At 60.1% G+C, this 19,185-nt stretch carries 16 protein-coding genes, 4 tRNA genes and 1 riboswitch; of the genes, 4 read left to right on the forward strand and 16 right to left on the reverse strand.

The genetic code is table 11. The features are described from left to right. Nucleotides 1–13: 13 nt before the first annotated feature. Nucleotides 14–1,399, reverse strand: a complete 1,386-nt coding sequence (locus ACR52_RS26445; RefSeq protein WP_048730996.1) for an MFS transporter — start codon at nucleotides 1,397–1,399, stop codon at nucleotides 14–16. Between the two features lie 286 nt (nucleotides 1,400–1,685). Further along, nucleotides 1,686–1,762 (reverse strand) — tRNA-Arg (locus ACR52_RS26450). A 325-nt stretch (nucleotides 1,763–2,087) separates the two neighbouring features. Here ACR52_RS26450 and ACR52_RS26455 point away from each other — a divergent pair. From ACR52_RS26455 to ACR52_RS26465, 3 genes are all read left to right on the forward strand, one after another. Next, entirely contained in the window at nucleotides 2,088–2,315 is a 228-nt protein-coding gene (locus ACR52_RS26455) for a hypothetical protein (RefSeq protein ID WP_048731063.1), read from the forward strand. Nucleotides 2,316–2,325: 10 nt separating this feature from the next. Continuing rightward, the gene (locus tag ACR52_RS26460) at nucleotides 2,326–2,505 is read left to right on the forward strand and encodes a PA3371 family protein (protein WP_048730998.1); all 180 of its coding nucleotides are present in this window, start codon (nucleotides 2,326–2,328) and stop codon (nucleotides 2,503–2,505) included. 394 nt (nucleotides 2,506–2,899) lie between these two features. Next, the gene (locus ACR52_RS26465) at nucleotides 2,900–3,226 is read left to right on the forward strand and encodes an Arc family DNA-binding protein (RefSeq protein WP_003175643.1); all 327 of its coding nucleotides are present in this window, start codon (nucleotides 2,900–2,902) and stop codon (nucleotides 3,224–3,226) included. Between the two features lie 504 nt (nucleotides 3,227–3,730). On the opposite strand, the gene mgtE is transcribed toward ACR52_RS26465, so the two are convergent. The 8 genes from mgtE to ltaE all read right to left on the reverse strand — a co-directional run bounded on the left by mgtE (nucleotide 3,731) and on the right by ltaE (nucleotide 11,472). Further along, entirely contained in the window at nucleotides 3,731–5,173 is a 1,443-nt protein-coding gene (gene mgtE / locus ACR52_RS26470; protein WP_048731002.1) for a magnesium transporter, read from the reverse strand. Nucleotides 5,174–5,512: 339 nt separating this feature from the next. Further along, nucleotides 5,513–5,589: transfer RNA gene (locus tag ACR52_RS26475), tRNA-Arg, on the reverse strand. Nucleotides 5,590–5,660: 71 nt separating this feature from the next. After that, nucleotides 5,661–5,737 (reverse strand) — tRNA-Arg (locus ACR52_RS26480). 108 nt (nucleotides 5,738–5,845) lie between these two features. After that, nucleotides 5,846–5,936 (reverse strand) — tRNA-Ser (locus ACR52_RS26485). Nucleotides 5,937–5,998: 62 nt separating this feature from the next. Further along, nucleotides 5,999–6,187, reverse strand: a complete 189-nt coding sequence (gene csrA / locus ACR52_RS26490; protein WP_003175645.1) for a carbon storage regulator CsrA — start codon at nucleotides 6,185–6,187, stop codon at nucleotides 5,999–6,001. A 175-nt stretch (nucleotides 6,188–6,362) separates the two neighbouring features. Continuing rightward, nucleotides 6,363–7,604 carry an aspartate kinase gene (locus ACR52_RS26495; RefSeq protein WP_048731005.1) on the reverse strand — a complete coding sequence of 414 codons (1,242 nt, stop codon included), beginning with the start codon at nucleotides 7,602–7,604 and terminating at the stop codon, nucleotides 6,363–6,365. Nucleotides 7,605–7,702: 98 nt separating this feature from the next. Further along, a complete protein-coding gene (gene alaS / locus ACR52_RS26500) occupies nucleotides 7,703–10,321 on the reverse strand; it encodes an alanine--tRNA ligase (protein WP_048731006.1) in 2,619 nt (872 codons plus the stop codon). A 146-nt stretch (nucleotides 10,322–10,467) separates the two neighbouring features. Beyond that, nucleotides 10,468–11,472 carry a low-specificity L-threonine aldolase gene (gene ltaE, locus ACR52_RS26505; protein ID WP_048731007.1) on the reverse strand — a complete coding sequence of 335 codons (1,005 nt, stop codon included), beginning with the start codon at nucleotides 11,470–11,472 and terminating at the stop codon, nucleotides 10,468–10,470. A 191-nt stretch (nucleotides 11,473–11,663) separates the two neighbouring features. Then, nucleotides 11,664–11,833: riboswitch (FMN riboswitch) on the forward strand. Nucleotides 11,834–11,946: 113 nt separating this feature from the next. Here ltaE and ACR52_RS26510 point away from each other — a divergent pair. After that, the gene (locus ACR52_RS26510; protein ID WP_048731009.1) at nucleotides 11,947–12,456 is read left to right on the forward strand and encodes a 6,7-dimethyl-8-ribityllumazine synthase; all 510 of its coding nucleotides are present in this window, start codon (nucleotides 11,947–11,949) and stop codon (nucleotides 12,454–12,456) included. Nucleotides 12,457–12,610: 154 nt separating this feature from the next. Here ACR52_RS26510 and astE read toward each other — a convergent pair whose 3' ends face one another. From astE to aruF, 6 genes are all read right to left on the reverse strand, one after another. Next, the gene (gene astE, locus ACR52_RS26515) at nucleotides 12,611–13,615 is read right to left on the reverse strand and encodes a succinylglutamate desuccinylase (RefSeq protein ID WP_048731012.1); all 1,005 of its coding nucleotides are present in this window, start codon (nucleotides 13,613–13,615) and stop codon (nucleotides 12,611–12,613) included. Between the two features lie 11 nt (nucleotides 13,616–13,626). Then, entirely contained in the window at nucleotides 13,627–13,917 is a 291-nt protein-coding gene (locus tag ACR52_RS26520; protein ID WP_017849207.1) for a hypothetical protein, read from the reverse strand. 23 nt (nucleotides 13,918–13,940) lie between these two features. After that, complete coding sequence (astB, locus tag ACR52_RS26525) at nucleotides 13,941–15,287, reverse strand: N-succinylarginine dihydrolase (protein ID WP_048731017.1); 1,347 nt, start codon at nucleotides 15,285–15,287, stop codon at nucleotides 13,941–13,943. Nucleotides 15,288–15,450: 163 nt separating this feature from the next. Next, on the reverse strand, nucleotides 15,451–16,920 hold the full coding sequence (gene astD, locus ACR52_RS26530; RefSeq protein ID WP_161799322.1) for a succinylglutamate-semialdehyde dehydrogenase: 1,470 nt from the start codon (nucleotides 16,918–16,920) through the stop codon (nucleotides 15,451–15,453). Continuing rightward, entirely contained in the window at nucleotides 16,917–17,942 is a 1,026-nt protein-coding gene (gene astA, locus ACR52_RS26535) for an arginine N-succinyltransferase (RefSeq protein WP_048731020.1), read from the reverse strand. Before astA ends, astD begins: the two co-directional genes overlap by 4 nt. A 51-nt stretch (nucleotides 17,943–17,993) precedes the next feature. Further along, a complete protein-coding gene (aruF, locus tag ACR52_RS26540) occupies nucleotides 17,994–19,013 on the reverse strand; it encodes an arginine/ornithine succinyltransferase subunit alpha (RefSeq protein ID WP_048731023.1) in 1,020 nt (339 codons plus the stop codon). Nucleotides 19,014–19,185 lie beyond the last annotated feature (172 nt).

The raw sequence follows: 19,185 nt of genomic DNA on the forward strand, positions 1-19,185 counted from the left end.
CCCGTTTTTGCATTCAGGGGCGTGCCCTGCTCAAGTCGTGAGGATGGTCATCCGGGCCAAGAGGTTCCGGGGGCCCTTCGAAGGCCGGCTCATCAACCGGCGGCTGCGGATCGGTTTCAGGCTCAGGCTCCGCAACCGGGTTCTGCATCTGCTCCTGCACCACCGCCTCGTCCACGCGCGGATCAAGACAGGCCACCAGCGGCGAACTGGACATGCTGTCGGGCATCGCCACGTGGTGCAACGGCGCATCGTCCACCTGATGCAGGTTAGTCACCGCCTTCGGCCGGATACGCCACACCAGAATCAACGCACACAAGCTGAAAAACGCATAGAGCATGTGGCTGCCGAACAGCTTCATGATCACACCCGCCAGCAACGGCCCGATGCTGGCACCGACCCCATAGGTCACCAGCAGCATGGCCGTCAGCGATACCCGCCGATCTCCCTCGACATGGTCATTGGAAAACGCCACGGCCAGCGGATACAGGCAGAACTGCACCAGCGAACACAGGAACCCCGCCACGAACAGCACCTCCAGCGGCACTTTGCTCATGATCGCCAATGGCAATGCCGCCACCGCCAGGCATAAGGCGAAACAGCGAATCAGCAGCGCACGGTCATAACGGTCTGACAACCAGCCCAGCGGCCACTGCACCAACAGACCGGCAAAAATGCAGCTACCCATGAACAGGCCCACCTGCTCCGTCGTCAGCCCTTGCTGGGAGGCATACAGCGGTGCCAGACCGTAGAACGAACCCACGATCAACCCAGCGCCCAACACAGTGCTCAGCGACTGCGGCACGCGCTGGATAAAGAAGCGCGGCTCCATCGGCGCCGGATGCAGGGGGGCCGGGTGAATACGCCGAGTCATGGCCACTGGCACCAGGCACAAGGCAAAGCACAGCGCCACGAGCATCAACAGTTCGAGGCCGAGCTGGGGATGCATCACCAGGATCAATTGACCCAGCACCAGGCCGAGGTAGGACGCGATCATGTAGCCGCTGAACACCACCCCTCGCTGCTTGGCGTCGGCCTGCTCGTTAAGCCAGCTCTCGATAACCATGTACTGGCACATCATCCCCAGGCCCACGATCATCCGCAGCACGATCCAGGCAGGTAGCCAGTCGATCAGGCCGTGACCCAGCACCGCCGCACCGACAATCCCGGCACAGGTAGCGTAAGCACGAATATGCCCGACCCGGGCAATCAGGCGGTGCCCGATCTTGCCGCCCAGCACCAGTCCAAAATAGTTGGCCGCCATCAGCGCACCGACCCACAGGCTGTCGACATGGTCCGCCGCCAGGCGCAAGGCCAGGTAAGTACTGAGCAGGCCGGAGCCGATCAGCATCATCAAGGAGGCGAAATAAAGGGCTCGAAAAGATTTCCAGATCTGGCGCATCGGCGTTCCGAGCGGCTCCTTGCAGTGAGAGACAGGGCTATCGGCATGATAGTCCTGGGTTGCCGGGTCCGGACAGGCGATATGGGCTGTTTCCGGGGATTATTTTGTTTAAAACGATTGGCTACAGCTCAGACGCTACCGAGTGGCGTGCGAGGTACACCGTTGCGAAAAATACACGACGCACCTGCTGTGAACCTCGGTCGGGCGCAAGGTTCGATTGGCATTTGAAAAGACCGCGCGCGCACAAAAAAGCCCCGCCAGGATTAACTGTGCGGGGCTTTGAATCTGGTGTCCCAGGGCCGGTTCGAACGGCCAACCTTCCCCTTAGGAGGGGGATGCTCTATCCAATTGAGCTACTGGGACAAATGACAGCCGTGCAGCCAAGGGCGCTGCGACGGACGGCGTGCATGTTAACGGCCGAGGTGGGTTTTGTCATGTCGTCCGTGGGCTTTTTGAGTGTAGGCCGATCCCTGGATGGGTGAAGCGGGTTTCGCCCTGTGAATCCGGGCACTTAACGCCATCGTGCAAAATGCACTACCCCAAAATGCCAGCATTGCAAATTGCAACCCAACCTCGCTTTAAAATACACTTAAGCCATTGTTTTTATTGAAATATTAGATTGGCATGGCATCTGCAATACTTCTCCTACAAAACCAATCTGGCTGAGCCTTCTGCGGAGAACATGACCATGAACAGCGCCCTTCTGTTAGTCCTCAATACCGTAGCGCTCACCGCCTTGGTGATGTTCCATTTTCACTCGTCTAGCAACGATGACGCTGCGCAAATCAGCCAGGCTGTTCCTCACCACCTGCAGCAACGTCCGCAACTGGCAGTGATGACGGCAAATCCAAACTCTCCGATTCGCCTCACCCAAGGTACGCAAACCGCGCCCGCATCAGAACATTGGGTTTTCTGAGGAAGCCTTCATGACCAAATCTGCCTGGCTGTTTCTGTGCCTGACCCTCGCAACCGGCGTGACGGGCCTGGAAACCACCTCCCAGGACGGGCAAACAACGGCCTTCATCGCCAGCGCAGTATTTGGCTGCTTGCTGGTTCTGACGCTGATCGTGGGCCGCCGAATAAAATTCGACCCTGTACTGCGCTGAACCCCTCGCCACACTCCACCGCCTACCTTACATCGCCTCGTCCTAGTAAATCGGCAAATTGCCACTAGTCTGAAGGTTAAGGGCAAAAGGCCACATTGCTATAGGATGTGCGCCCTCCAACCCAGCGGCTGCGGGGGCTTGCGCGAAGATCGTCAATTGAGATCCTGCGCAAAAAGTTTTCCAACCAGTCCGCAAAAATGCAAATCAGTGCTGGCATAAAGCCTTTAGGCGGTTCAATATTTGTCACAGAATTGACGCCAAGGAACTGTCAAATCTGAGGCATGATGCGGCCTCTTTGCAATTCGGGTTGAACTTTGGTCGTGAGTCTTGTCTTAACACTCATATCTTGCGGCCAATTCCAAAAACCGCTCCACTGAACTAACCGGTTAAATATATGCGCCCATTGAAGCAGGCAATTTATTCCAGCCGTACGGCTGACAAGTTCGTCGTACGTCTGCCAGACGGAATGCGGGAACGCATTGCCGAGGTGGCTCGCAATCATCACCGCAGCATGAACTCCGAAATCATCGCGCGCCTGGAACAGAGCCTTATTCAGGAAGGTGCGCTGGGCGACGAGTTGAGCATGCGCCTGGACAGCCCTGAGCTGTCACTGCACGAACGCGAACTGCTGCAGCGTTTTCGTCAGCTCTCCCACCGCCAGCAAAATGCTCTCGTCTCGCTTATTGCGCACGACGTTGAGGCGGCCGCAGAAGCCAATTGATCAGCCACTGAAAGCCGAAGCCAGCCATGTGCTGGCTTTTTTTTGCCTGGGATTTGACGGACGGAGTGTAGGAGCGAGCTTGCCGTGGCGATCACGCTTGCTGACGCCGGAGTGCGAAGCGCCCCAAAAAAAGCAGGAGACTGCTGCGCAGTCAGCGGGAGCAAGCTCTTATCAAACTTAAAATAACTTACTGATTTTAAGGGGTTAAAATTTCACCCTAAAGTCTTGAGTCTTGCATAAAAAATTTCAGGCGACCGCATTCTTGTGGCGAGCGGGCTTGTCCCGCGCCGGGCTGCGCAGCAGCCCCAAAACCAGGCGCAGAGGAGTACCCGATACACCGCATTCGTCTTCATCAGGGGCGCTTCGCACCCCAACGCGGGACAAGCCCGCTCGCCACAGAGGTCCCAGTTTGCTGCGCGACAGCGCTACGTCGAAGAGGTAGTGGGACCTCCCTCGCCACAGCAAGCCAGCGCCTACAAAGAGGCGCTGGCCGTGATGGAGGGATCAGAGCAGGAAGATCGTGGCCAAGCCCAGGAAGATGAAAAAGCCGCCACTGTCGGTCATGGCCGTGATCATCACACTGGCGCCCATCGCGGGGTCGCGCCCAAGGCGTGCCAGGGTCATGGGGATCAACACCCCCATCAGAGCAGCCAGCAATAGGTTGAGGGTCATCGCGGCCGTCATGACGACGCCCAGGGACCAACTGCCGTACAGCAAGTAAGCCACAACCCCGATTACCCCACCCCACACCAGACCGTTGATCAGCCCGACCGCCAACTCCTTGCGCATCAAGCGCGAGGTATTACCCGTGCTGACTTGGTCAAGCGCCATAGCACGCACGATCATGGTGATCGTCTGGTTGCCGGAGTTGCCGCCGATGCCCGCAACAATCGGCATAAGTGCCGCCAGGGCAACCAGCTTTTCGATGGAGCCCTCGAACAGCCCAATCACCCTCGAAGCAATGAAAGCGGTGATCAGGTTGACTGCCAGCCAGGCCCAACGGTTATGCAGGGAGCGCCAGACCGAGGCAAAAATATCCTCCTCTTCACGCAGACCCGCCATATTGAGGACTTCGGTTTCACTCTCTTCACGAATCAGGTCAACCATTTCATCGATGGTCAGACGGCCGATCAGCTTGCCGTTTTTGTCGACCACCGGCGCGGAGATCAAGTCATAACGCTCGAACGCCTGGGCCGCGTCGTAAGCATCTCCATCCGGATGAAAGCTCACGGTGTCACTGGCCATCAACTCTGCAACTTTCTTGTCTGGGTCGTTGACCAGCAGGCGCTTGATCGGCAACACACCCTTGAGAATACCTTCGTAGTCGACCACGAAAAGTTTGTCGGTATGGCCTGGCAGCTCTTTCAACCGGCGCAGGTAACGCAGTACCACTTCGAGACTGATGTCTTCGCGAATGGTGACCATCTCGAAGTCCATCAGGGCGCCGACCTGGTCCTCGTCATAGGACAGCGCGGAGCGCACACGCTCACGCTGCTGGCCGTCGAGGGCCTCCATCAGCTCATGGACAACATCACGGGGCAACTCAGGCGCGAGGTCGGCCAGTTCGTCGGCGTCCATCTCCCTGGCTGCGGCCAGAAGCTCGTGATCGTCCATGTCGGCGATCAGGGTTTCACGGACCGAGTCGGAGACTTCGAGGAGAATGTCGCCGTCGCGGTCGGCCTTGACCAACTGCCAGAGGGTCAGTCGATCATCAAGCGGCAAAGCTTCAAGGATATAAGCGACGTCGGCGGAGTGCAGGTCGTCGAGTTTGCGCTGCAACTCGACGAGATTTTGCCGGTGAACCAGGTTTTCGACGCGGCCGCGATTCGGACCTTCCTGGCGATGCGTGAGGTCTTCGACCACGCGCTGGCGCTGCAGCAGCTCGATGACTTGAGCCAGACGATCCTGCAGGCTTTCTTGTGTTTTCTTTACTTCTACTTCGGTCATAGGCGAACTCCACTCCCAGCAGCGGGGCACGCCGGAAGGATCAATCAGTCAATTCATGATTGGAAAAACGGGGTACAGAGTCACTACTGGGTAAGTCCATGGAGGTATTCCACAAGCCCCGGCGGGGCTGACGGGCGCAATGATACACCGCCCGGCCGCTTTAAACGTTAAAAAACTGGAAAGAACAAGCGCTTGCGAGCCAAAGCTAAGCATTGGCTGCATCTATGAACTGCGACGACGCAGCCCGAAAGGAAAACACACGGAACGAGAGAAAAAGATGAAATCCTACACAAACCCCAGACGGCAAAAAGCCCGCGCTAGGCGGGCTTTTTGTTTGTATGGTGCACTCGACAGGATTCGAACCTGTGACCGCTCGGTTCGTAGCCGAGTACTCTATCCAGCTGAGCTACGAGTGCATGTGTGTTTTTAGACCAGATCACAACTGGTTGAAGCCAAGTCACCTGCATTGCTGCAACCGACTCTTAAATGGTGCACTCGACAGGATTCGAACCTGTGACCGCTCGGTTCGTAGCCGAGTACTCTATCCAGCTGAGCTACGAGTGCATTTGTTGCCGCGCATTATAGGCCGTTCAATCTCTATGTAAAGCGATTTTTTCGAGTAATTTCAACAACTTACCGATAAATCCAGATTGCAACGTACTAAGCAAATAATGGCGGAGAACGGGGGATTCGAACCCCCGACACCCTTTTGAGGTGTACTCCCTTAGCAGGGGAGCGCCTTCGGCCACTCGGCCAGCTCTCCGCAACACGGGGCGTATATTAACCACGTTCATCCCCGTTTGCAAACATAAAAAACGATAAAAATTAAAGGCTTGGTTCTTCGTCCTTCTCTTTCTTGATCCGCAGGTAAATTTCCTCGCGGTGGACCGCTACCTCTTTCGGAGCGTTAACCCCGATACGTACTTGATTGCCTTTGACGCCGAGCACGGTCACGGTGATTTCGCCATCACCGATAATCAGGCTTTCTGCGCAACGACGAGTCAGAATCAGCATACCTTTCTCCTCACGCATTTCAGTTCAGGAACAACAGTCTGCAAAAAAAAGGCATTCGACCTACAACCAAAAGGCCGCAGCCCTGTCCGCCTAAGTATTGTCGAGCGCACACAAAAGAACATGCGCCCCACAAAAAAATGAAAGGCGCGGTAAACCGCGCCTTCCTGGCATCGCATCACTCGCCCTGTCGGGCCGGAGCGTCCAGCTCAAAAGCGGTATGCAGCGCGCGTACAGCGAGCTCCAGGTACTTCTCTTCTATCACCACCGAGACTTTGATTTCCGAGGTGGAGATCATCTGGATGTTGATGCTTTCCTTGGCCAGGGCCCCAAACATGCGGCTGGCAACGCCGGCATGGGAACGCATGCCCACACCCACGATCGACACCTTGGCAATCTTGATATCGCCGACCACTTCACGGGCGCCAATCTGGCTCGCCGTGTTCTTCAGGATTTCATGAGCCGCATCGTACTCGTTGCGGTGCACGGTGAAGGTGAAATCGGTGGTGTTATCGTGCGAAACGTTCTGCACGATCATGTCGACTTCAACGTTCGCGTCGCTGATCGGCCCAAGAATCTTGAAGGCCACGCCCGGGGTGTCTGGCACGCCACGGATGGTCAGCTTGGCTTCATCGCGATTGAAAGCGATGCCGGAAATGATCGGCTGTTCCATGGATTCCTCTTCATCAATAGTAATGAGGGTGCCCGGACCCTCTTTGAAGCTGTGCAATACGCGCAGCGGAACGTTGTACTTGCCGGCGAATTCCACCGCACGGATCTGCAACACCTTGGAGCCGAGACTGGCCATTTCCAGCATCTCTTCAAAGGTGATCTTATCCAGGCGCTGGGCCACGGACACCACGCGCGGGTCGGTGGTGTAGACGCCATCCACATCGGTGTAGATCTGGCATTCGTCAGCCTTTAGGGCTGCCGCCAGCGCCACACCGGTGGTGTCGGAACCGCCACGACCCAGGGTCGTGATATTGCCGTGCTCGTCAACGCCCTGGAAACCGGCGACAACCACCACGCGACCTTCCTTCAGATCAGCACGAATCTTCTGATCATCAATCTGCAGGATGCGCGCCTTGGTGTGCGCGCTGTCGGTGAGGATGCGCACCTGGCTACCCGTGTAGGACACCGCCGGCACGCCACGCTTGTTCAGCGCCATGGCCAACAGGGCAATGGTCACCTGCTCGCCGGTGGACACGATCACATCCAGCTCACGCGGCAGCGGCTGTTGATCACCACTGATTGCCTTGGCCAGCTCGATCAGGCGATTGGTCTCGCCGCTCATGGCCGACAGCACCACCACCAGGTCATCGCCGGCGTCGCGGAATTTCTTAACCTTGTCGGCGACCTGCTCGATTCTTTCGACAGAGCCGACCGAGGTGCCTCCAAATTTCTGTACGATCAAAGCCATTTTCTAAGCCGCCTCAGCCCGTAAAGGGGCGCCCAATAAACAAATCATCCAGCAACCGAGCGAGCCCATGACTAGACCATGGGCTCATCCACAGCACCTTAAATACCGGCCTCGACAAACGGCACGGTCAGCGCCAGGGCCGCGTCCAGGGCACCAGCGTCTACACCACCGCCTTGCGCCATGTCCGGACGACCACCGCCCTTCCCGCCCACTGCCGCAGCGGCTTGCTTCATCAAATCACCGGCCTTGAGTTGGCCAGTCAGGTCTTTGGTTACACCGGCAACCAGAACGACCTTTTCCTCATGGACACTGCCGAGCAGGATCACTGCGCGGCCGAGCTTGTTCTTCAACTGATCGACCAGGGCCAACAGCGCCTTGCCGTCCTGACCGTCCAGGCGCACAGCCAGGACTTTCACACCTTTGACGTCCAGGGCGGAAGCAGACAAATCGTCACCCGCCGCGCTGGCTGCCTTGGCTTGCAACTGCTCCAGCTGTTTCTCCAGCGCACGGTTGCGCTCCAGGATGGCGGACAGTTTGTCGATCAGGTTGTCGCGGCTGCCCTTGACCAGGGTAGCCGCTTCCTTGAGTTGTTCTTCAGCCGCATTCAAGTAGGCCAGCGCCGCAGCGCCGGTCACCGCTTCAATGCGACGTACGCCGGAGGCCACACCGCCTTCGCTGATGATTTTCAGCAGGCCGATGTCGCCGGTGCGGTTGGCGTGGATACCGCCACAAAGCTCCACCGAGAAACTGCCGCCCATGCTCAGCACGCGCACGTTGTCGCCGTATTTCTCGCCGAACAGCGCCATGGCGCCTTTGGCCTTGGCGGTCTCGATGTCGGTTTCTTCGGTTTCCACCGGGGTGTTCTTGCGCACCTCGGCGTTGACGATGTCTTCCAGGGCCTTGATCTGCTCAGGCTTGATCGCTTCAAAGTGGCTGAAGTCGAAACGCAGGCGCTGGCTATCGACCAACGACCCCTTCTGCTGAACGTGCTCGCCCAGAACCTGGCGCAGTGCAGCGTGCAGCAAGTGAGTGGCCGAGTGATTCAGCGCGGTGGCGTGGCGCACGTCGGCGTCCACCTGGGTGTCCACTGGCGAACCGACCGTCAGGCTGCCCGATGCCACTACCCCGTGGTGCAGGAACGCGCCGCCGGTCTTGGTGGTGTCGCGCACGTCGAAACGACCGGACGACGCCTTAAGGAAACCGCAGTCGCCAATCTGGCCACCGGATTCAGCGTAGAACGGCGTCTGGTCGAGGACCACCACACCGTCGTCGCCTTCATTCAAGACGTCGACCGACTGGCCTTCTTTATACAGGGCAACCACTTTGGCCGAACCGCTGGTGGCCTTGTAACCGGTGAATTCGGTGGCGACGTCAACCTTGACCAGGCTGTTGTAGTCCATGCCGAAAGAACTGGCGGAACGCGCACGTACGCGCTGGGCTTCCATCTCGCGCTCGAAACCGGCCTCGTCGAGGGTCAGGTTGCGCTCACGGGCGATGTCGCCGGTCAGGTCCATCGGGAAGCCGTAGGTGTCGTAGAGCTTGAACACCACATCACCCGGCACTACGTCACCTTTCAGCTCGGCGAGGTCTTGCTCGAGGATTTTCAGGCCCTGTTCCAGGGTCTTGGCGAACTGCTCTTCTTCGGCCTTCAGCACGCGCTCGATGTGCGCCTGGTTCTGGGTCAGTTCCGGGAACGCTTCGCCCATCTCGGCGACCAGCGCCGCGACGATCTGGTAGAAGAAGCTGCCGCTGGCGCCCAGCTTGTTGCCGTGGCGGCAAGCACGACGAATGATGCGACGCAGCACGTAGCCACGGCCTTCATTGGACGGCAGCACGCCGTCGGCAATCAGGAAGCCGCAGGAACGGATGTGGTCGGCGACCACTTTGAGCGAGGCCTGGTCTTCATTGGTGCAACCGACAGCCTTGGCGGCCGCGGCCAGCAGGCTCTGGAACAGGTCGATTTCATAGTTGGAGTGAACGTGCTGCATCACCGCACTGATCCGCTCAAGGCCCATCCCGGTGTCTACCGAAGGCGCTGGCAACGGATGCAACACGCCGTCGGCGGTGCGGTTGAACTGCATGAACACGTTGTTCCAGATCTCGATGTAACGGTCGCCATCTTCTTCCGGCGAGCCCGGTGGGCCGCCCCAGATGTCGGCGCCGTGATCGTAGAAAATCTCGGTGCAAGGGCCGCACGGGCCGGTATCGCCCATGGTCCAGAAGTTGTCGGAGGCGTACGGGGCGCCTTTGTTGTCGCCGATACGCACCATGCGCTCAGGCGGCACGCCGACTTGCTGGGTCCAGATGTCGTAGGCCTCGTCATCGCTGGCGTAGACGGTGACCCAGAGTTTTTCCTTCGGCAGCTTCAGCACGCCGGTGAGGAAGGTCCAGGCGAAGTTGATCGCGTCTTGCTTGAAATAATCGCCAAAGCTGAAGTTGCCGAGCATTTCGAAAAAGGTGTGGTGACGGGCGGTATAGCCGACGTTTTCCAGGTCGTTGTGCTTACCACCGGCGCGCACGCATTTCTGGCTGCTGACCGCGCGGGTGTAGGCGCGCTTTTCCTGGCCCAGGAAACAGTCCTTGAACTGGTTCATCCCCGCGTTAGTGAACAGCAGGGTTGGGTCATTGCCAGGGATCAAGGAGCTGGAGGAGACACGGGTGTGACCTTGCTCTTCGAAGAAGCGAAGGAAGGCTTCACGGATTTCTGCGCTTTTCATTAGGTTCTTCCACGGAGGCTGCGGCCAAAGGCCAGTGCGCAACATCATCAGACGGAGCGACGGCAAAGGGCCGCATTATATCGGCCCTTTGCCGGTGGTACAGCGTGTTTATGTGATAGAAACAGTCAATTAGACGGTCTGCACTGTCATTTCCGAGAAAAGTCGACGAATGCCTGCACGACTTGCTCGATCTGTTCGCGGCTGATGTCCAGGTGAGTGACCATACGCAGACGCGGCGCGGCGCTCAACTTGATCCCGCGTTCAGCGGCAAAGGCTTTAAAGGCCTCGGCCTCGTCATCGATCTGCACATAAACCATGTTGGTCTGCACCGGCTCCACTATGTAGCCGGCGTTGCGCAACTCATCCCCCAGCCATTTCGCGTTGGCGTGGTCGTCGGCCAAGCGCTGCACCTGGTGATCCAGGGCATACAACCCCGCCGCCGCTAGGGAGCCGGCCTGGCGCATGCCACCGCCGACCATCTTGCGCAGGCGCCGCGCCTTGGCGATCAGCGCCGTCGAGCCGCACAGCACCGAGCCAATCGGCGCGCCGAGGCCCTTGGACAGGCACACCGACACTGAATCGAAATACCCGGTGATCTCCCGTGCGTCCACCCCCAGCTTGACCGCTGCGTTGTAGAGCCGCGCGCCATCCAGGTGCAGGGCCAGGTCGTGTTCACGGGTGAATGCCCGCGCCTTGGCCAGGTACTCCAGCGGCAGCACCTTGCCCTGCATGGTGTTTTCCAGCGCCAACAGGCGGGTGCGAGCGAAGTGGAAGTCGTCGGGTTTGATCGCTTCCAGTACTTGGGCAAGGTCCAGGGAGCCGTCCGCCTGGACTTCCAGCGGCTGCGGCTGGATCGAGCCCAGCACCGCCGCGCCGCCGCCTTCGTATTTGTAGGTGTGAGCCTGTTGACCGACGATGTATTCCTCGCCGCGTTCACAGTGGGCCATCAACGCCAGCAGGTTGCTCATGGTGCCGGTGGGCACGAATAGCGCGGCGGCAAAACCCAGGCGCTTGGCCAGTTCGGCCTCCAGGCGGTTGACGCTGGGGTCTTCGCCGTACACGTCGTCGCCGCTGACGGCAGTGGCCATCGCGTCGAGCATGCCGGGGGTGGGCTGGGTCACGGTGTCGCTGCGCAGGTCAATCACGGTCATCAAATTTGCCTCTAGCGGTGTGGGGCACTTTCTTGTGTTCACGATTACTGCGGGCAAAGCCGCGGAATATCAAGCCCCGTGCACCGTCAATCGAATACCAACCAAACAAACCGATATAGCTTATCGATACGGCGATCGTGCAGTTTTTGAAAAACCATGTTAAAAACTCTTCGCCGCCAGGGTTCTGGTGGCAACGTTCTCAGGGCGGGGTGCAATTCCCCACCGGCGGTAATTGCACGCAATGTGCATAGCCCGCGAGCGCTTGGCGCCTCGAACTGCTCACGCAGGACGGCGACAAGGTCAGCAGACCCGGTGTGATCCCGGGGCCGACGGTCATAGTCCGGATGAAGAGAGAACGGGATTGGCACCTAAGGGCCGCGCGCTGACCTCATGCTTGCATGACGCAGCTGTTCGTACCCTTAAATCCCATTCGATTCATAACGCCCTGTTTTTTTCTTAAACAGGAGTCAGAACATGCAACCCACCGCAATCGACAGCAAAAGCAAAAACCACCACGGCGAGCGCGTCGCGTTTATCCAGGCCTGCTGGCACAAGGATATTGTCGACCAATCCCGTAAAGGCTTCCTCGCCGAAATGATCACCCTGGGTTATCAGGAGTCGGACATCGATTTCTTCGAAGTCGGCGGCGCCTTTGAAATGCCCCTGCACGCCAAGCTGCTGGCCAAGACCGGCCGTTACGCCGGCATCGTCGCCGCCGCCCTGGTGGTGGACGGTGGGATCTACCGTCACGAATTCGTCGCCCAATCGGTGGTCAGCGGCCTGATGCAGGTTCAGCTGGAAACCGAAGTGCCGGTGTTCTCGGTGTCCCTGACCCCGCACCACTTCCACGCTGGCAGCGAACACCACACCTTCTTCTTCGATCACTTCGTGCACAAGGGCCAGGAAGCTGCCCGCACCTGTGCCGACACCCTGCACAAGGTACGCGCGATCCGTCGTAGTGAGCCGCGCGCCGTAGCGGTCTAAGCGACACTGCCGAACGATCGTTCCCACGCTCTGCGTGGGAATGCAGCCTTGGACGCTCTGCGTCCTGCTGCCAGCGCAGGGTTTGAGTCCCGCGTAATGGTGACGCGCAGCGTCACGGGATGCGTTACCACGCAGAGCGTGGGAACGATCTTATCTACGCCAAACCGACGTCCGTCGTCGGCACAATCAATATCCCTGCCCGCAAGCCATTCTTCACCTTAGGGTTCGGGAAGATGATGCGCGCGCCCTCCTCCTCGATCACCCAGCGCGTCTTGGCGACGTCTTCGGCCAACAGATAGCCCGGCGCCAGCGGCGAAAAGTTTTCCACGTCTGCCGGCAGGTGGAGGATAAACCCATCGCTGTGCTTGATGACTTCGCGCGAAACCGCGAACAGCTGCAGGCCATCCAGGCTCTCGGTCGCCGGCTCGTTGCCTTCGATGATCTGCTTCAGGCGGGTTTCCAGGCGGGAAACATTCACGCCCTGGTTCTGCCCGAACGGCCGCGCCTTGCCCAGTTCCAGTGTGAAGGCCTCGGCCTCCAGCTGTTCGTAGGTGAACGCGGTGAAGGTGATCGAGGTTTTGTTCTGCAGCAGCACCGCTTCCATGCCGGCGGCGCGCAGGCGGGCCAGTTCGTGGCGCGAATGCTGGCGCCCGTCTTTCCAGGGGTAGAGGGCGAACTGCTCGATCTTCGAACCGCGAATGGCGGTGTGCAGGTCGTAATGCAGGCGCGAACGGCCGGGCAGGCTGAAGAAGCTGCGGGCCAGTTGCTCCAGCTCGGCGGCGCGCATGGCCTCCGGGCCGATGTTTTTTTCGTGACGGCCGTTGAACAGCCGGTTGACGTCCAGTTCGAGGTAACGCTCACCGCGACGCATGGCCTCGGGGTTGCCGAACAGGAACAGAATACGGGTGCGGGGTTTGATCTCCCCACGGGCAATGCCATGCAACAGGCGGTCGAGCAGTTCGATCGGTGCCGTTTCGTTGCCATGGATGCCGGACGACAGCAGCAGGTCGCTGCCGTTGTCCAAGGCCTGCGGCGGCCGCACTTCAAGCGCGCCCTCGCTGAGCCAGCGCATTTGCACGCCGTCGACAGTCAGTTGAATTTTTTGCGCCGGTTCACGACCGGCGAGAGTCAGTTCAAGCAGTTTGCCGAGGGCGAGCATAAGCAGCTTCCTTAGTGGTTGCAGCCTGGGCCGTGGACGTGATCGTCGTCATCACCTTCGACGTCGGCCGGTTCCATTTCCAGTTGCAGGCTCATCAGGTTGGTGGCCAGTGGGCGCATCAGCAGGTTGGCGTACTCGGCGTCGCCTTCTTCCACGTCTACACCGATCAGCAGTTGGCCACGGCCGTCGTGCTGGATCCAGACTTCCTTGCCCTGCCAGATCACGGCAACGCGGGTGCAGGAGGTTTGCAGCTGGGTGCCGTCGGTGTCTTCAAGGATCAGTTGCAGGGTATCGGTGCTCATAAATATCTCTTAGCCGTGCGGCATTAATTGATCTGGAAAGGATAAACCGAGCCCAGTTTAAGGATTTGCGTCAGTTCATCCAGTGCCGTCCGGCACTCAAGCAGCAATTGCGGATCAGCCAGGTCGGTTTCACGCAAGCTGTCGCGGTAGTGCTTGTCGACCCATTGGGTCAGCGTCTCGTACAACGGCGCGGTCATGATAACGCCTGGGTTCACCGCCGCCAGCTCGGTTTCGTTCAACGCCACGCGTAACCGCAGGCACGCCGGGCCACCGCCGTTCTGCATGCTTTGCTTGAGGTCGAACACCTTCACTTCGCGGATCAGCCCACCGGAGGCGGCCAGGCTTTGCAGGTACTGCCAGACGCGCTCATTGGCGCGGCATTCTTCCGGCACGATCAGCAGCATCGAGCCGTCGGCACGGGTCAGCAACTGGCTGTTGAACAGGTAGGAACGCACGGCGTCTTCGACGCTGACCTGCGCACGCGGCACGCACACCGACTGGAAGTTGCCGCCCAGCTTGGCCAGCTTGCCCTGCAACTCGGCGAGCATCTGCTCGGTGTTGAGGAAAGCGTCCTCGTGATAGAACAGCACTTCGCCGTTGCCCACGGCGATCACGTCGTTGTGGAACACGCCGGCATCAATCACCGCCGGGTTCTGCTGGCCGTAGACCACTCCGTCGTCCTTCAGGCCGTGCAAACGTACGACCGCCTGGGAAGCTTCGAGGGTCTGGCGCGCCGGGTACTTTTGCGGCGCCGGGTAACGGGTGTCGAATGCACTGCGGCCGTACACGAAGAACTCTACGCCAGCCTCGCCATAGTCACGGCAGAAACGCGTGTGGTTGGCCGCACCTTCGTCACCGAACTGCGCCACGGCCGGCAAGGCGGCGTGGTGGGCGAAGTGCTTCCCATCGGCAAACATTGCCCCCAGCACGCGGCTGGTGGTGGGGTGTTCGATGCTGCGGTGGTATTTGCAATTGAGGTTGGCGGCGGTGAAATGCACGCGGCCGTCGGCGGTGTCGGCGCTTGGGCTGACGGTGGCGGCGTTGGCCACCCACATGCTCGATGCCGAGCAACTGGCGACCAGCAACGGCATGGCGTGCTTGGCGGCCTGCTGGATGACGTGTGCATCGGTGCCGCTGAAACCGAGGTTGCGCAAGGCGGCCACGTCCGGGCGTTCCTGCGGTGCGAGCACGCCTTGCACAAAGCCCATTTCCATCAGGGCTTTCATTTTCTGCAAGCCCTGCAACGCGGCTTCCTTCGGGTTGGAAGACTGCTGGCTGTTGCTCTGGGACGCGACGTTGCCGTAGGACAAACCGCCGTAGTTATGGGTCGGCCCCACTAGACCGTCAAAATTGACTTCATAGGATTTCATCGGCGAGGCTCCACGAACATCTGTTTTTATAGGCATCAATAGCAAGGCTCTTTGTGGCGAGGAAGCTTGCTCCCGCTGGGGCCCGAAGCGGTCCCAAGATTTTTGGGTCTGCTGCGCAGCCCAGCGGGAGCAAGCTCCCTCGCCACAGGGGTTCACTGCACCTTTACGATAACCGCACACCGGGCGTCAGTGTCGCGGGGACGACCAGGTTTGGCGTCTCCAGGGACGCCACCGGGTACGCGCAATAATCCGCCGCGTAATAGGCACTGGCGCGATGGTTGCCCGACGCCCCTACCCCACCAAATGGCGCAGTGCTGGCGGCGCCGGTCAGTTGTTTGTTCCAGTTGACGATCCCGGCACGGCTTTCCAGCCAGAACTGCTGGTAGCGCGCTTCGGAGTCCGAGAGCAAACCGGCGGCCAGGCCGTACTGGGTGTTGTTGGCCTCGGCAATCGCCGCTGCAAAATCAGCGTAGCGGATCACCTGCAACAACGGGCCGAACAGCTCTTCGTCTGCGCGATCAGTCACGGCGGTCACGTCGATGATGCCTGGGGTCAGCAGGGCGGCCTGGGCCTGTGGCTGGGTCATTTCCAGCAGCGCCACGGCGCCATTGGCCAACAGCAGTTCCTGGGCGTCCATCAAGGCTTTCGCCGCGCCGAGGGAAATCACCGAGCCCATGAACGGTGGCGGTTGCTGGTCGAACGCACCGACTTCAATCGTCGAGCTGACCGCCACCAGCCGCGCCAGCAGCGCATCGCCCCAGGCGCCTTCCGGCACCAGCAAGCGACGCGCGCAGGTGCAACGCTGGCCGGCGGAGATGAAGGCCGACTGAATGATGGTGTAGACCGCCGCATCCACGTCGGCCACTTCGTCCACCACCAGCGGGTTGTTGCCACCCATTTCCAGGGCGAGGATCTTGTCCGGGCGCCCGGAGAATTGCTGGTGCAGGTGATTGCCGGTGCGGCTGGAACCGGTGAAGAACAACCCGTCGATACCCGGGTTGGCCGCCAGGGCGATGCCGGTTTCCCGCGCGCCTTGCAGCAGGTTCAACACGCCCGCCGGCAGGCCGGCGTCGATCCAGCATTGCACGGTCAGCTCGGCGACTTTCGGCGTCAGCTCACTCGGCTTGAACAGCACAGTGTTACCCGCGAGCAACGCCGGGACGATATGCCCGTTCGGCAAGTGACCGGGGAAGTTGTAGGGGCCAAACACCGCCACCACACCGTGGGGCTTGTGGCGCAACACCGCGGTGGCATCGCCCAAGGGGCCGCTCTTCTCGCCGGTGCGCTCACGGTAGCTTTGCACCGAGATCGCGATCTTGTTGGCCATGCTGGTGACTTCAGTGGCCGATTCCCACAGTGGCTTGCCGGTTTCTTCACCGATGCAACGGGCGATTTCATCGGCACGGCTTTTCAGCGTAGTGGCGAAGGTTTCCAGCACGCCGATACGCTCTTCCAGCGAACGCTTGGCCCAGGCCGGAAACGCCTGGCGCGCGGCCTGCACGGCGGACTCGACCTGCTCGACGGTGGCGCCATTGCCGGCCCACAGCACCTGCTGGGTCACCGGGTTACGTGATTCAAACGGCTCACCCTGGCCAGCCAGCCAGCACCCTGCGATATACAGCGAATTCATTATTTCGACTCCCGAGCAGCAGACAACGGTACAGCGCGCACTTGATCACCCACCACCAGTTGCAGGCGTTTGGCGGTCTGTGGGTCGACCACCAGCGTGCCTGCCGCCAGGCGGGCCGGTGCGGCGGTAATGCGGCACTCTTCGCGCTTGCGGTTATGGATCAGGAACGGCGTGGCGTCGTCCCCCGGCGTGCCGATGGCCAACACCAAGGACTGGCTGTCGCGCACCGCACGAATCTTGCTGGTTTCACACTCCACCGCTGGGCCGGCGTCGAAGATGTCGACATAGCCCTGGTAGCTGAAGCCTTCGCTCTTGAGCATGCTCAGGGCCGGCTCGGTGTCTGGGTGGACCTTGCCGATCACGTTGCGCGCGTCCTCGGAAAGGAAGCAGCTGTACAACGGAAACTTCGGCATCAGCTCGGCGATAAACGCCTTGTTGCCGACGCCGGTGAGGTAGTCGGCCTGGCTGAATTCCATCTTGAAGAAGTGCCGGCCCAGGCTTTCCCAGAACGGCGAACGCCCGGCGTCGTTGGACACACCGCGCATCTCGGCGATGATCTTGTTGCCAAACAGCTGCGGGAATTCGGCGATAAACAGCATGCGCGCCTTGGCCAGCATGCGCCCGTTAAGGCCGGTGCGGTAATCGGCGTGCAGGAACAGCGAACACAGCTCGGAGTTGCCGGTGAGGTCGTTGGCCAGGAACAGTGTCGGGATCTCGCGGTAGATATTCAGCTCCTGGGAGGCGCTGACGGTCAGGCCCACCCGGAAGTTGTACCAGGGCTCACGCAGGCCGACGGCGCCGGCAATGGCGGAAATGCCCACCACGCGGCCTTCGTCGTTTTCCAGCACGAACAGGTAGTCGGCATCACCGCGCCCAGCCTCGCCGCGAAAGGTTTTTTCCGCCCAGCCCACCCGGTGGGCCAGGCGCTCTTCGTTGGCCGGCAAAGTGGTGAGGCCGGTGCCGGTGCTGCGCGCCAGATCAATCAGGGCCGGTAAATCGCTGCTGCGTACGGGACGAACGATCATGCTATCTCCTCAGACGGGCCGCCTGCTCAGGCCACCCGCGAAACTCTGCTTTTAAACCGCTACCAAACGCACACTGGCGCCTTCACCAACACCCAGTGCTTCGGCAGTTACCAAGTCCAGGATCACCGGTTTGCCGGGTGCGTAGTCCAGGTCGAGCATCACCGCGCGGTAATCCTGCAACTGTGCGTTGCTCACCAGGTACTGGCGACCAACACCCTTGAGCATCTCGCCGATTTTCACCGGCACCACACGGCTCTGGGCGATCGAGCGAATGCCCGAGACCCGTGCGTGCAGCGTCGGGCCACCGTCGAAGATGTCGATGTAGTGATCGGTCTCAAAGCCTTCGCGCATCAGGATGTCGAAGGTGATCTGCGCACGCGGGTGTACCTGGCCCATCGCTTCCTGGGCTTCGTCCGGCAGCAGCGGTACGTAGATCGGGTAGTGCGGCATCAGCTCGGCGAGGAAGGTGCGGCTTTTCAGCCCGCACAAGCGCTCGGCGGCGGCGTAGTTGAGGTCGAAGAAATTGCGACCGATGGCGTCCCAGAACGGCGAGTCACCGTTCTCGTCGCTGTAGCCGACAATCTCGGTCACCACCGAGTCGGCAAAGCGCTCGGGGTGGCTGGCGACGAACAGCAGGCGGCCACGGGAATTGAGTTCCGACCACGGCGAACCGACCAGCTCGGGCACCACGTAGAAGCTGGTGAGCAGGCTGTTGCCGGTGAGGTCGTGGCACTGGGAAAGCACGTGGATCTTGTTGTGGATCTTCAGCTCGCGGGAGGCGTGCACAAAGGTCTCGTTACGGAAGCTGTAGAACGGCTCCGAGTAACCGGCCGAAGCGACGATAGCCGAGCAACCGGCCAGCTTGCCGGTGGCGGTGTCTTCCAGCACGAAGAAATAGCTTTCTTCACCGTTGAAACTGACCTCGGCCGCGAAGGACGCTTCGCTGGCGGCGATTTTGTCGCTCAGGCGTTCCACATCATCCGGCAAGGAAGTGACACCAATCGGGCTGTCCGCAGCCAGACGCTGTACCTCGCCCAGATCAGCCATTTGCGCGGGGCGCATCACCAGCATGGTGTCACTCCTTAACTCGAAAAACTCATAGAGGGAAAAATGCCGGACAGGTCCTGATTCAACACAGGTCAAAATGTGGGAGCGGGCTTTTGTGGCGAGGGAGCTTGCTCCCGCTGGGCTGCGTAGCGGCCCCAAGATTTTGGGAGCGCTTCGCACTCCAGCGGGAGCAAGC

Source organism: Pseudomonas fildesensis, from assembly GCF_001050345.1.
Classification (GTDB): Bacteria; Pseudomonadota; Gammaproteobacteria; order Pseudomonadales; family Pseudomonadaceae; genus Aquipseudomonas; species Aquipseudomonas fildesensis.

What these genes read in the sequence shown, in the direction of transcription:
- ACR52_RS26445 (WP_048730996.1), bottom strand. Translation starts at nt 1,399, where the DNA reads ATGCGCCAGATCTGGAAATCTTTTCGAGCCCTTTATTTCGCCTCCTTG.
- ACR52_RS26455 (WP_048731063.1), top strand. Translation starts at nt 2,088, where the DNA reads ATGAACAGCGCCCTTCTGTTAGTCCTCAATACCGTAGCGCTCACCGCC.
- ACR52_RS26460 (WP_048730998.1), top strand. Translation starts at nt 2,326, where the DNA reads ATGACCAAATCTGCCTGGCTGTTTCTGTGCCTGACCCTCGCAACCGGC.
- ACR52_RS26465 (WP_003175643.1), top strand. Translation starts at nt 2,900, where the DNA reads ATGCGCCCATTGAAGCAGGCAATTTATTCCAGCCGTACGGCTGACAAG.
- mgtE (WP_048731002.1), bottom strand. Translation starts at nt 5,173, where the DNA reads ATGACCGAAGTAGAAGTAAAGAAAACACAAGAAAGCCTGCAGGATCGT.
- csrA (WP_003175645.1), bottom strand. Translation starts at nt 6,187, where the DNA reads ATGCTGATTCTGACTCGTCGTTGCGCAGAAAGCCTGATTATCGGTGAT.
- ACR52_RS26495 (WP_048731005.1), bottom strand. Translation starts at nt 7,604, where the DNA reads ATGGCTTTGATCGTACAGAAATTTGGAGGCACCTCGGTCGGCTCTGTC.
- alaS (WP_048731006.1), bottom strand. Translation starts at nt 10,321, where the DNA reads ATGAAAAGCGCAGAAATCCGTGAAGCCTTCCTTCGCTTCTTCGAAGAG.
- ltaE (WP_048731007.1), bottom strand. Translation starts at nt 11,472, where the DNA reads ATGACCGTGATTGACCTGCGCAGCGACACCGTGACCCAGCCCACCCCC.
- ACR52_RS26510 (WP_048731009.1), top strand. Translation starts at nt 11,947, where the DNA reads ATGCAACCCACCGCAATCGACAGCAAAAGCAAAAACCACCACGGCGAG.
- astE (WP_048731012.1), bottom strand. Translation starts at nt 13,615, where the DNA reads ATGCTCGCCCTCGGCAAACTGCTTGAACTGACTCTCGCCGGTCGTGAA.
- ACR52_RS26520 (WP_017849207.1), bottom strand. Translation starts at nt 13,917, where the DNA reads ATGAGCACCGATACCCTGCAACTGATCCTTGAAGACACCGACGGCACC.
- astB (WP_048731017.1), bottom strand. Translation starts at nt 15,287, where the DNA reads ATGAAATCCTATGAAGTCAATTTTGACGGTCTAGTGGGGCCGACCCAT.
- astA (WP_048731020.1), bottom strand. Translation starts at nt 17,942, where the DNA reads ATGATCGTTCGTCCCGTACGCAGCAGCGATTTACCGGCCCTGATTGAT.
- aruF (WP_048731023.1), bottom strand. Translation starts at nt 19,013, where the DNA reads ATGCTGGTGATGCGCCCCGCGCAAATGGCTGATCTGGGCGAGGTACAG.